Source organism: Wenzhouxiangella sp. 15190 (genome assembly GCF_003417465.1).
Lineage (GTDB): Bacteria > Pseudomonadota > Gammaproteobacteria > Xanthomonadales > Wenzhouxiangellaceae > Wenzhouxiangella.
In genome coordinates this window covers 1-11,731 of record NZ_QVMV01000021.1, presented here as the reverse complement: position 1 = coordinate 11,731, position 11,731 = coordinate 1, and the positions used below count along the sequence as shown (strand labels likewise).

The following is an 11,731-nucleotide window of genomic DNA, read 5'->3' as shown; positions in this document are numbered from 1 at the left end:
CGGTAGCAGCCGAGAATGTCGTTGCAACCATTCCAGTCGGCAGCGATATCAGCGTGCAAGGCACGACTTGCGGCGCCAGTCTTGCGGTCGGTGATAGTTGTCAGATCACCTTCACCGCTCCGGCACCTGAAGGGCCGACCGACATCGCCATTGCCGGCAGCAACACCAATACCGTATTGGTTGCGGTCACCGTCAACCCGTTGCAGTTCACAGTAACGCCATCAGTGGGAGCAAACGGCTCGATTTCCCCGGCAACCGCGCAAGTAGTCAATGCCGGTAGCAGTCTGACGTTCGAGGCAACACCCAATACAGGGTTCGCAGTCAATCAGTGGAGACTCGATGGTGATTTGGTACAAACCGGTGGAACCAGTTATCAACTAAACAACATCCAGGCCAATCATGCAGTCCAGGTAACGTTTGGCCAGACAACCCTGTCTCCGCTGACTCAGAATCTGGCCTTGTCAGTCAATGCTCCGGGTGCTGACCCAGCACTGATCGGCAATGCACGTATCATCCGCATCGAAAATACGGGTGTAATGCCCGCAAGCAATGTGCAGGTTGGTACATCTGGATTTCCCGCGGGTACCTCCATCACCAGCAATGCCTGCACGGGGACACTTAATGTAGGAGATGCCTGTGACATTACTGTGACCCCGGGTGGTAGTGCGAGTCCCGATGTTGCAGCCAATGCCTGTACGACAGCACCCGGTACTGAACCTGTACCAACGACTGTGTCAGTCACTGCAGACAATGCGCCGTCCACGAATATAAATGTTTTGATACTAGGCTACGGCTGCATTTACCAGGGAGGCTTTCTTTTTGCCGTTGACGACTCGACACCAAATACCACTTCGATCGGAGGCAAGGTGGCGGCACTGAGTGATCAGTCAACGGGGGTTCGCTGGGGCCCGCTGGAAATGGTAGGAGGCATCAGTGAAACATCTACGGCCGCTCCAGATGCCTGCAATGGCAGTGGAGACGGACAGTGCAACACGTCCCGAACCATTGCTGCCGGCTTGGTGCCACCCGTTGCTGCCCAACTCTGTGAAGATTCATCTGACGGTGGTTTTACTGACTGGTATCTCCCAGCCATTTGTGAAGCAGGAAGGTTTGTGGGCCTGGGAACGGATGCCGGATGTGGTGTTACCAATCCCAACTTATACACGACTCTGCATGTGAATAGCTTGGGTGGTTTCGCCAACGATTCCTACTGGAGCTCCACCGAGTTTTCCGCTAATCCGCAGTTGTCTGTCTGGAGCCAAAACTTTTCCGGTGGCACGCAGCTCGCCATTGACAAGACCCTTGCAGTCAGGGGGCGCTGTGCCAGGGCTTTTACGCCCTGAAACGCTCCAACCTAGAACCAGGACACCCACAGGCTGGCGTCCGACTCATTCCCGTTCAACCGGAAGTCCAAGTCAGGAGAGGGTCACCAGGGGACTGGCTGTTCTCGTAGCTTCTTAAGCGCAAACTCTCGGGAAACCCCTTTCATCCAGCGTTGGCCCAGATCCGCGAGCTAGAAGATCCGAGCCTCGATCCACTGGCGTCGATGCTCGAAGCTCTTGCCCGAGCGCTCGTCGATGCCGCACAAGAACGCCCGTCGGACGCATCGACTCACACAATGGAAGAAGCCGGGCTCCTCGTCGCTGACCAGTTGGCTCCGTGGATAGGCCATGCGCCGATGCTGCCACGAGATCCCTAGCTGGCCAATCCTTAGATTGCCGTGTCAGGCTGCAGGAAAATTCCTACAAGTCGTGGGTGTCCTGGATTTTCGCGGTGTCGGAAGTCAAGATCACTGCTCGAACCGATCTTCGAATATACCGCCGTATCGAACGGCGCGTGAAAACTCCGAGGTGCTCTGATCGGCATTGGTTGCCGTCAACACCAGGTGTCCCTCGATATGGTCGCCCGGGTAATTCGCCGTTGTCGTGACGGTCGATTGGGCGTCTGCCTCGAGATAGGTGTCGTTACCGATCCAGACCAGCCCCTCTTCCGGATTGTTCGGATCCGCTACGTACAAGTCAACTTCGAGTGGATAGGCCGAATTTGCGGCGCTGCTGTCGACCCGGTAATCGACGCTGACCTGATCATTGGCGTAGTCATAGTCGATGCCGGTCACTTCCGGTGCGTTCTGGCGCCCGTTCGGCCCCGCGTCGGCATCATCGGGATCATTGGTATCGGCACCGTCCTCGCCGAGATCGATACCGGGGCCCCCGTTGTCTTCGAAGACATTGAATCGGATGGCGTTGCCTTTGCTTTCGATTCCGACCACCGCGACTGCAGCGCCGAGGCACTGCTTCACCGTATTGCCCCGGGCACCGAAACCGGCCCCTACCCGGTTTCCCAGGCCGTCGATGCGTATTGCCGGTTCGCCACACAACATGACATCGTTGTCCCACAGGTCATTGTTGCCACCGTTGATCTCCACCGTCTCGGTCCAGAACAGATTGCCGTCACCGTCATTCCCGCCACCGATTGTGTTGCCATTGGCATCGATCAGGCGGAGTCCGGGGCCGCCGTTGGACGCCGGAAGAAGTGCCGGTGTCTCGACGCCGCCGACGAGATTCGCCGACACCACATTGCCGCTGGTCGAATCCAGACGGATGCCTTCTTCGGTATTGAAAGCCACCGTGTTGCCCGTATCATCCTCCGGCGTCTGGCCGATCTGGTTGTTGCCGCCGCGCTTGACCTCAATGCCGGGGCCGTCATTACCCCAATCCTCACCGTTGGCGTTCGTGCCTACAACATTTCCCTCGACGGTCGAGCTGTCCGAATTGATCAGTGCAATGCCACCGCGTCCATTATTGACCACCAGGTTTCCAGCACCGAGGCTGCGGTCACCGCCAATGAGGACGTTGTCGCCGGCATTGACCAGAATGCCCTGATAGGTATTGCCGAGCTTCTCGGAACGCGAAGGGTCGGTTCCGATGATATTGGCTTGAACCGAATTATCGTCGGCACTGCCACCGCCAACACCGATGAAGATGCCATAAAACTGGTTCGCACTGACAACATTTCCGCCACCACCCGGCACCATTTCGCCTATCACGTTGCCGATTCCTTCGACCAGGATGCCGAAACCGTTACCGGCGGCGTTGCCGGCGGCATCTAGTCCCACCCAATTGCCGACAATCGAGCAGTTGTCCGCCGTCACGAGGATCCCGGCCCTGGGGACATTGATGACCGACAGGCCGCGGATAGTACTGCCATCGCCACCGACTTCAAGCCCGACGTCGTTAAAGCCCAGTGCGCTACCATCAACCTCGATTTCCGGAGAGCCGCCGCCACCCTGACTATCGCCGTCAATAAACACGGTACCGGTGATCGCAGGCAGTTCGTCGTTGAGTGCAATCCGGTATGGCGCAGAACCGCCCAGGTTGAATTCGACCGTCTGATAGCCGGACAATGCGTTGGCTTCCTCGATGGCCGCCCGGAGCGTGCAGTCGCCATTGGCGTTGGCGCAGGAACCATCACCATGCGTGGTGTCTCCCCCGGCATCGTTGACGCTATCGACCACCAAAGTACCCACAATCGCGGCACTCGCATTGAGCGAAATCATCAGCATGACGCCGGCGACGCCACTTAAAAGCGTTTTGCCATCCACTGCAAAATATCGTGACAACATTCTCTCTCCCTGCGTAAAAGCTCACCCTTCAAAGAGGGGCCGTCACAGTAACGTATTGAGCAAACGCATCACGCCACGCCAGGATCACATCATCGCCAATCCAGTGCAAAAACTGCCCCCTGACACCAGCATCTCGAGGTAACGGGCGCTGCCCAGGGAAAACCAGGACACCGAAAACCAGGACACCCACGATTCTCGCGGCTTAATCAGCCTCGGCGTGGTTGCCCGGAAATCGAGATCTGCGGAAGTTTGGCCCAAGTGGCTGAGATTCGGAGTATAGAGCGGTCCGCCGCTCGTCTGAGGCCGGTTTCGCGCACGGGCTGGCGCCCGGCTCATTGCGGTCAATCGGAAATTCAGGTCATGAGTGCGCTACCAGGGGACTGACTGTTCCCGAAGCTTCTTGAGCGCGAATTCCCCGGAAACGCCCTTCATCCATTGCTGACCCAGGTCGGCAGCTTTGAGCATCAACGCCTCGGCCGACCCGATTGCCCGGTAGTAGCGGCTTTCGGTCCCTTGAACGCGCCGCATCCACTCGCGGGGATGGTTGGTGACGCTCCAGAGGCCTTGGGGGGGGGCGCTTTTTCAGCGGCGGAAAGCTTGCCGCGCTTTCCAGGATGGGCCTGGAGCCCGGTCCAGCGAATCAGATCGATGTGGCTGGATTCCGCTAGCTCGGCCAGGGCGTCGTCATCCAGACCGGCGACCGGCTTGAGATCGACGTAAACGAGGGGCATTACAATAAGACCAGAGACTCGACAGGATCTTTTGTGAGAGCGAACATGGCTATATCTCATCAAGAGGTAAAGCACGACCCGAGACTGGAAGGCATCATCCAGCGGGTGCTGACGACGCGCTTTTTCGAGGGAGAGCCTGCCGAGATTCCAGTCCCGCCCAGCGGAGCGATCTATCTCAATTATTGCGGGCCCGGGAGGATGCGCATCCGCTTCGGCGACGGCTCCGTTCGCGAAGCTACTCCGCTGTATTGCGGAGGGCAACTGGTTTCGGAAATGCCGGTGGCCCTGCTGGAACCGCCGATGCAGATTGTCGGGCTTGAGTTCACCCCGACCGGTTTCCACCAGGTCTTCGGCGGGGACTGCTCGCGTCTGACCGACCGCATGGTTGATCTGGACGAGATCGATGCCGATTTCGCCGCAGTGTTGTGCGCACGGATTGAGGCGGCCTCGGCCGCGCGCCATTCGGAGATCATGCAACAGGCCATCGCTGAGCGCTTGTCCGTTAATTCGCGAACCTCGCTGGCCGAGTGGGCCGTTGCGCGCATTCGCCAGACCCGGGGCCGCGTTTCCGTTGCCGAGCTGGCCGACGAGATGAACTTCACGCGGCGCCATTTGCGGCGTATTTTCGCTCGGCAGGTCGGCATTTCGCCGAAGCAGTTTGCCAAAATCGTTCAGGTCAACACCGTGCTGGCCGCCATGCGGCCGGCGCAACCCGAGGAACTTCAGCGACTGGCGCTCGAGTACGGCTACTACGACCAGGCACACTTCATCCGCGACTTCACCCGGCACGTGGGCCAGAACCCCACCGCATTCCTCGCCAGCGGCGACCGCTTCCTCGATATGTACCTGGGACGCAAGACGCACTGTTGATCCTCGCCAGTCCGGTCCCGATGTCCGGTTTTTACAATCCATCAAGGTTCCGGCTTGCTACGGTTTTCGCCGAATACACCGAATCGGGCGGGGATTAGCAGATTATGCAGAACCGAATGATGGCTGGCGCGGCCCTGGTTGCAGCTCTTGCGGCGATCATCCCCACGGCCGAGGCCGGTGGGGGCGTCATCGAGATCAACCAGGCACTGGCGCTGGAGGGTGGCGTCACGCCGGGCGACGATCCGGGGTTTCCGGTGACGATCACGGAACGGGGCCGCTACATTTTGACCGGCAACCTGGATGTAAATGCTTCGGCTTCCGGCATCGAGATCTTCTCGGATGATGTGGAGCTGGACCTGCGTGGTTTCACCGTCGAATTCACCGGCAGCGGCTCGCACGACCTGGTGACCTCCATCGATGAAGAAGAGAGTGTTGGCTACGGGTTTATCGCCGTGCGAAACGGCACCGTGCAATCATCGAGTAACCGTGGCATCCGGCTCGGTAACTCCTCATCTGTGGTCGGGATGACGGTTAAATTGTGTGCCTACACCGGTGTCGAGATGGCTGGGCGCGGTCGCATCGAGGATTCGATCATCCTCGGCAATGCCTGGGCTGAAGATCTGGGGCCGAGCGGCGTGAGGCTACAGTCAGATGGCAGCGTCCTGAATAACCGCATCATTTCCAATGACGGTCCGGGGGTCACGACCTTCACGGATTCGATTATTCGTGGCAACCACGTGGCGGGCAATGACAGTGTGGGTATTAACGCGAATGGGGACGGATGCACCATCGTCGGAAACAGCGTCACCCGAAATGGTGGGAACGGCATTGGCGGATGCGGGGGCGCGTGGGTCGAGGGAAACCGTATCCGATTGAATGCCGGTTGGGGGCTGCAACTCAGTGACGGTAGCGGCTACAGGGACAACGTGATCCTGGACAATCAGACTGGAACCGTATCTGGCGGTACCGAGATTGACACCAACCTGTGTGACGGCGACACCACCTGCCCATGACGTCGCATCCTGAACGGGAGATATCGAGCCCGTACCGCAATCTTTCAACGAGGAATCAAGCCGAATGATGATGAAAAGCATACCCAGGCGGGTTGAAAGGGCCGACGAAGCGTCAGCGTTATACTGCATTTCCGGCATCATTAACCTGATCATCGACAATCATTTGAGCCAGTGCCAAACGGGAGTGCGAGCGGAGTCTGGCAACAATACCTTTCGCGGCAATGTCATCGTCGGGGTCGACGTTGCCATCAACAGCGACTCTCCAGATTTCTTCCTTGGCCCGAATCGGTGCCTTGGGGGCGCATGTCAGTGAACTGGACGCAGCAGTTGCGACAGGTAGAACCGCGGGGAACCATTCCAATCTCGACTGCAATACTGGCGGCCAGTCTCCTTGCCGTTCCGCTGGCGGCGACTGGCCAGGAATTCCGCTTCTCGTCCGACGACACGGTCGATCTCGGGGGAACCGTGCTTGCCGACGAGGCGCTGGCTGCCGATGGTGGCTCGGGTGCAGTCTCGGTGCTGGATCTGGGTGCGGTTCCGGCCGAGGCCGACGTGACCGCCTACTACGCGAACGACAACGGCGATGCTCTGTTTGCGCTGAGCGTGGCGGTTGAACTGGGCGGCCAACGGTTTCGCGCCGGTGAGTTGATCCACTATGACGGCAACGCCTACGTGTCGGAATTCGACCCGCTCGCGAAAGGCGTGCCGCGCGGCGTGGAGATCGACGCGGTCAGCGTGCTGGGCGGCGATCTTCTGCTTTCGTTCGACACAGCCGTCGACCTGGGCGGAACGTTTGTGGCCGACGAGGACCTGGTGCGCTTCGACGACCCGGGTTTCTCGAACCAGTTCGATTTATCGGATTTCGGTGCGGCGAGTTCGCTGGATGTCGACGCCGCGCATTACGAGGCCTCCGAGACCACCTTGTACGTCTCGTTCGAAGGTTCCGGGGAGATCGACGGCGTAACCTTTCGCGACCAGGATGTGCTGAAGCTCGATGCGACGACGGCGGCCTGGAACATGGACTTCGACGCCTCGGCGGCTGATCCGGGCTGGAGTGCCGTCGGACTCGACGCCTATTCGCTGGCGCCGACGGCCAAGCCGGGCAAGTTGTTCGCCGACAGATTCGAGGGGTGAGCGGGGCGCCACAAGCCAAACGAAAACCAGGACATACAAAAACCAGGACACCCACGATTTTCCAGGCTGAATCAGCCTCTCCGTGGTTGGCGGGACATCGGAATATTCTGAAAGTGGGAACGAAACCGGCCGCGATTTGGCGCGTCGAATAGTCCGAAGAGCGTCTGAGGTCGAATTCACGAACGGGCTGGCGCCCGGTTCATTCCATCCGCACTCGCTGCTTGCGCGTGTCGCGCAAACCGCAACTGCTCCATTGCCTATGCTGTTGGCCCAGATCGGCAGCTTTCAGCATCAGCGCTTCGGCTGATCCGATTGCCCGGTAGCAGCGACTCACGCAATGGTAAAAGCTGGGCTCTTGGCTGCGTGGATAGGCCATGACGCAATGATGGCGTCACGCCGGGCGGCTCGAACTACCGGCCATTGACGGGAATGTCCGGGCAGGTGATGCTTTCTTCAGTCCAGTCAGATCGATACGGCCATGTACAACCTGCGTCACCTGTTCCGCGTTGCCCGGCGCGGTCTGAGCGACATGCTGCCAGCACTGGCGCAGGCGTTCAATGACCGCCACGACGACGACCGTCTCGATCGGGTCTTTGGCCCCAGGCCTCGCATCACGGTGCTTGCGGTCACCGCCATCGGCATCCTGCTGGGCTACGGGCTGCAGGCCGCGCTCGAACGATTTGCCGTTTTCGGCTTCATCAACGTCGCGGCCGTGTTGTTCGGGGCCGGTTACGCCCTTGCCTATCGCCACTACCTGTTCAGTGATCCGACGGCAAGCGAAGACGACTTCCCCTGGCTGGCCGCGGCGCTGATTCCGCCGGGGGTCGCGTTGGTCCTCGTCAGCTTCATCGGCCGGGGTCTGGACGGGTTCGAGATGCTGCCGAGCGCACCGGGCTGGACCATGATCGGCGGTGTGTTCGATGCGCTGGCCGATTCGCTGGGCGTGGCGGCCGGGTTGACCATCGCGGTCGCCTCGCTGTGTTATAGCAAGGCCTGGCCTGATGCCGTCAAGGCGCTGGCCCGCCGACTGATCGTGTTCAAGATCATGGTCTGGCTCATGGTGCTGGTGTTCGTCGAGATCGGAGTCGTCGGGCCGATTCTCGGCGCCTTCATCGAAGGAATCCTGGGCATCGACCTGCCCGACTGGCTGGGCGAGTTCGCCGACGAGCTGACCTATGCCGTGCTGATGACGACCATTTACCTGGCCATCATTGGCGGCACCTGGACGGCCTGCCGAAGAAGCTTCGGCCGTCTGCTGCGCGACGGCGAAGTCGATGTGCTTGAGGCCCTGCAGGCGATGGCCCTGGCGCCGGAAAAGCGACGCCGTGCAGCGCGCAAGGCGCGCACGCGGGCAGCACGGGCTTCCCCCGATCGCGCCGACCGCAGCGGCCCTCCGCGAGAATGAACTCATTCCCTGCGCGGCATCATGGTCAGGTGAGCTGAGCAAAAAAACGGGAAGATGTTAAAAAGCTTCAAGAAGGTCGCATGGTCCACCAGGCAGCGGGATGAAAACACAAGAGAAAGCCGAATCAATGGAACCCCGTCTTCAAGGGATTGAGTCGGCATTGATACGCGCCGCCCGGCGGCGGGTCACGAGGTCTTGTTCAGCACCTCACGCATGCATCGAGCAAGCTCGCTACGCCGATAGGGCTTGTTGAGCAGCCGCATCCCCTCCGGCACGCGGCCGCCGGGAAATACGGAATTTTCGGCATAACCCGGAAAAACCAGGACACCCACGATTCTGTCTCCTAAATCGGCGAGAAGCGGAACCCAAGACCGGTCCACCCATGACTTGCAGGAAATCTCCTACGAACGCAGGCGACATTATCCGACCTGCGCGACTCGGCAGGATTCGTGGGTGTCCTGGTTTTGTGGTTTTGGCTCCTGAATCCACTGGTTGGCAGGATTTCAGACAGTCTTACGTAAGGGGGAAAAGTCAGCACCAATCCATTCGAGTAGAGGGAGACCATGAAACATCTTGTTCGTGCACTACTGATCGCCGCCGTAATCGGTTCGGGGCAGGTCGTTGCGTCTACCACCTTCACCTACCAGGGCCAGCTTCAGAATAATAGTGGCCCAGTCAATGACACGGTCGTCATGGAGTTCCATCTCTATGACACTGAGGGCGCGACCACCCCGCTGGACTCGGACGACCCGCGCGCAATCACGGTCACAGATGGACTGTTCCAGGCCGAACTTGACTTCGGCCAGCAGCCCTGGGGTGACGGCCTGTGGCTGGAAATCATCATCGACGACGACACCACCCTGCCACGCCAGCGCCTGACCGGCGTGCCGCTGGCCCTGGGTGTGGCCGCCGGCAGCATTTCCAACAGCGAGATTGCCGTTGGTGCAGTAGGCAACACCGAAATTGACAGCAACGAAGTTCAGCGCCGCGTTGACGGCGTATGCGCCACCGGCAGCGCCATCGCAGGGATCAAACAGGACGGCACGGTGGACTGCGAACCCATGAGCGATGCTCCGAATCCCGACAACGTCGTGGTGGTCGCGACTTCCGGTGGCGACTTCACCGATGTGCAGAGCGCGATCGACTCAATCGACGACGCCTCGGCGACCAATCCCTACGTCGTGCAAGTCGGACCGGGCACCTTCGATGGTCGGGTGAAGCTGATTGACCATGTCCACCTGGTGGGCTGGGGGCGCGGCGCCACGACCCTCACCGCGACCGGTGCGGAGACGCGCAACGAGGCGTTTACGGTCGACATGACCGGCGTCACCGGCGTCGAGCTGCGCGACCTCACCGTCGTGAACACCGGTGGCGACGAAGCCGCCTGCGGAATCGACATGTACGGCGTCGACGAGTCCGTTCGTGTCGTCGACGCCGCAGTCGTCGTGACCGACGGGGCAACCTTTCACAGGGGCGTCAAACTCCCGTCTTTGTCTTCGCCGTCGCTCGAGCGCGTCGAGATTCACCTTGAGGGTGCGCCTTCGAGCCAGAACTACGGCATCTCCGCCTCATCGTCGAGTGCCCCGCGGCTGGTCGACGTTGACATCACGGTCATCACTACGACGAACGAGACGTTCAACGCTTACGGCATCTACAACCTGGACGACGACTCCGTCGTCAATAGGGTCACCGTTGACGTCAGCGGGCCGACAAGCGGTGGGAGCACTGGAATCTGGGTCAGCAGCAATGATCCAACCATTCTCCACACTCATATCAGTGTCACCGGGTCGGAGGATGACAACCACGGGATCAGCACCTACGGCGGTTCACCCAAGATCCGCCGGTCGACCATAGAGTCGGATGGCGTAAGCGTCTATGGCGTACAGAGTTCGCCGACCCCATCGTCACCAACCATCGCCCACAGCGAGCTAATTGGCGTGGTCGATGCGGCCCAGCCCAAGTGCTATGCCGTCCACGACGCGGACCTGAACGAGCTTGGGCCCGACTGCTCCGCACCGTAAGGCGCGCACCACAGACCGTCCGTCGGAGCGTGGCTGATGGCGCGCTATTGGCCAGTCCGTGCCCGGGAGGCGCCCGACCCCGGCCGAATCCAGTCGGAACCAGGACAAGGACAGAAACGAGGACACCCACGATTTGCCTGGGTAAATCGGCCTCTTGTCATTTGGCAGCACCTCGGAACCTTCTGAGAATGGGCCCAGAAATGGCCCGAATTGACCTGTCGTCGGCTACGTTGGGGGTCTGGGCCTGAATTCGCCCATGGGCTGGTGCCCGGAGCCGCTTGGTCTGAGGGAAGTCTTGGTCAGCGGGGCGTTACCAGGGTATCAGCTGTTAGCATGGGTGCCGGGTAGTCGCCCGGGCTACGACACCGACAACACCTGTTCACCGCGGCCTGTGCGGGCTGCGCAGCCAAGAGTTTCCGCCAATGCATTTCAACAACGTCGTCATCCAGTCCGTGGCCGCCGTGGAGCCGCCGATCCGTCTCAGCTCTGGAGAGATATCGCAGCGCCTCAAACCCACCATGGATCGTCTGGGTATTCGAGAAGGTCTGCTGGAGGAAATTTCGGGTATCAAGTCTCGAAGGCTGTGGGAAGAGGGCACCCGGATATCCGATGCCGCCACGCTTGCGGCAGAGAAGGTCATCGAACAAAGTGGTGTCGACCGCTCCGGTATTGGCGTGCTCATCAGCACCTCGGTGTCACGGGACTTTCTCGAGCCGTCGACGGCCTGCGTGGTGCATGCCAACCTGGGCCTGGCGCCCGACTGCCTGAACTTCGACGTGGCCAATGCCTGCCTGGGCTTTCTCAATGCCATGGATATCGTGGCGGGCATGATCGAGCGCGGGGAGGTGGATTACGCGCTGATCGTTGACGGCGAATCGAGCAGGCAACTCATCGACGCGACCTGCGAACGGTTGCTGGATCCGGCGGTCGATGAA

Annotated in this window: 9 protein-coding genes and 3 pseudogenes; 8 read left to right on the top strand and 4 right to left on the bottom strand. The window is 60.2% G+C overall.

Annotated elements, in window-relative coordinates; genetic code table 11:
* A pseudogene (locus DZK26_RS05555) lies at window positions 1-1,343 on the top strand (DUF1566 domain-containing protein); the annotation flags it as partial.
* A 176-nt stretch (window positions 1,344-1,519) separates the two neighbouring features.
* On the opposite strand, the pseudogene DZK26_RS05550 reads toward DZK26_RS05555, so the two are convergent.
* The 3 genes and pseudogenes from DZK26_RS05550 to DZK26_RS14280 all read right to left on the bottom strand — a co-directional run.
* Window positions 1,520-1,672: pseudogene (locus tag DZK26_RS05550) on the bottom strand (transposase); the annotation flags it as partial.
* A 117-nt stretch (window positions 1,673-1,789) separates the two neighbouring features.
* Window positions 1,790-3,622: a right-handed parallel beta-helix repeat-containing protein gene (locus DZK26_RS05545; RefSeq protein ID WP_147306698.1), complete on the bottom strand. Its 1,833-nt coding sequence runs from the start codon at window positions 3,620-3,622 to the stop codon at window positions 1,790-1,792.
* A gap of 369 nt (window positions 3,623-3,991) precedes the next feature.
* The gene (locus tag DZK26_RS14280) at window positions 3,992-4,150 is read right to left on the bottom strand and encodes a hypothetical protein (protein WP_181918453.1); all 159 of its coding nucleotides are present in this window, start codon (window positions 4,148-4,150) and stop codon (window positions 3,992-3,994) included.
* Between the two features lie 248 nt (window positions 4,151-4,398).
* Between DZK26_RS14280 and DZK26_RS05540 the strand changes: the two genes are divergently transcribed.
* The 5 genes from DZK26_RS05540 to DZK26_RS05520 all read left to right on the top strand — a co-directional run bounded on the left by DZK26_RS05540 (window position 4,399) and on the right by DZK26_RS05520 (window position 8,775).
* The gene (locus DZK26_RS05540) at window positions 4,399-5,223 is read left to right on the top strand and encodes an AraC family transcriptional regulator (protein ID WP_116898829.1); all 825 of its coding nucleotides are present in this window, start codon (window positions 4,399-4,401) and stop codon (window positions 5,221-5,223) included.
* Between the two features lie 104 nt (window positions 5,224-5,327).
* Complete coding sequence (locus tag DZK26_RS05535; protein WP_116898830.1) at window positions 5,328-6,236, top strand: right-handed parallel beta-helix repeat-containing protein; 909 nt, start codon at window positions 5,328-5,330, stop codon at window positions 6,234-6,236.
* A 64-nt stretch (window positions 6,237-6,300) separates the two neighbouring features.
* A complete protein-coding gene (locus DZK26_RS05530) occupies window positions 6,301-6,549 on the top strand; it encodes a hypothetical protein (RefSeq protein ID WP_116898831.1) in 249 nt (82 codons plus the stop codon).
* Window positions 6,540-7,370, top strand: coding sequence for a hypothetical protein (locus DZK26_RS05525; protein ID WP_181935613.1), 831 nt, complete (start codon window positions 6,540-6,542; stop codon window positions 7,368-7,370). The genes DZK26_RS05530 and DZK26_RS05525 overlap by 10 nt, the downstream gene beginning before the upstream one ends.
* A gap of 478 nt (window positions 7,371-7,848) precedes the next feature.
* On the top strand, window positions 7,849-8,775 hold the full coding sequence (locus DZK26_RS05520; RefSeq protein ID WP_116898833.1) for a hypothetical protein: 927 nt from the start codon (window positions 7,849-7,851) through the stop codon (window positions 8,773-8,775).
* Between the two features lie 185 nt (window positions 8,776-8,960).
* On the opposite strand, the gene DZK26_RS14275 is transcribed toward DZK26_RS05520, so the two are convergent.
* Window positions 8,961-9,107 carry a hypothetical protein gene (locus DZK26_RS14275; protein WP_181918454.1) on the bottom strand — a complete coding sequence of 49 codons (147 nt, stop codon included), beginning with the start codon at window positions 9,105-9,107 and terminating at the stop codon, window positions 8,961-8,963.
* A 231-nt stretch (window positions 9,108-9,338) separates the two neighbouring features.
* Here DZK26_RS14275 and DZK26_RS05515 point away from each other — a divergent pair, with 231 nt between their 5' ends.
* Both DZK26_RS05515 and DZK26_RS05510 read left to right on the top strand, forming a co-directional pair.
* A complete protein-coding gene (locus DZK26_RS05515) occupies window positions 9,339-10,796 on the top strand; it encodes a pectinesterase family protein (RefSeq protein WP_116898834.1) in 1,458 nt (485 codons plus the stop codon).
* A 422-nt stretch (window positions 10,797-11,218) separates the two neighbouring features.
* Window positions 11,219-11,731: pseudogene (locus tag DZK26_RS05510) on the top strand (hypothetical protein); the annotation flags it as partial.

Coding starts and splice junctions, on each gene's coding strand:
- DZK26_RS05545 (WP_147306698.1), bottom strand. CDS start 3,622: ATGTTGTCACGATATTTTGCAGTGGATGGCAAAACGCTTTTAAGTGGC.
- DZK26_RS14280 (WP_181918453.1), bottom strand. CDS start 4,150: ATGCGGCGCGTTCAAGGGACCGAAAGCCGCTACTACCGGGCAATCGGG.
- DZK26_RS05540 (WP_116898829.1), top strand. CDS start 4,399: ATGGCTATATCTCATCAAGAGGTAAAGCACGACCCGAGACTGGAAGGC.
- DZK26_RS05535 (WP_116898830.1), top strand. CDS start 5,328: ATGCAGAACCGAATGATGGCTGGCGCGGCCCTGGTTGCAGCTCTTGCG.
- DZK26_RS05530 (WP_116898831.1), top strand. CDS start 6,301: ATGATGATGAAAAGCATACCCAGGCGGGTTGAAAGGGCCGACGAAGCG.
- DZK26_RS05525 (WP_181935613.1), top strand. CDS start 6,540: ATGTCAGTGAACTGGACGCAGCAGTTGCGACAGGTAGAACCGCGGGGA.
- DZK26_RS05520 (WP_116898833.1), top strand. CDS start 7,849: ATGTACAACCTGCGTCACCTGTTCCGCGTTGCCCGGCGCGGTCTGAGC.
- DZK26_RS05515 (WP_116898834.1), top strand. CDS start 9,339: ATGAAACATCTTGTTCGTGCACTACTGATCGCCGCCGTAATCGGTTCG.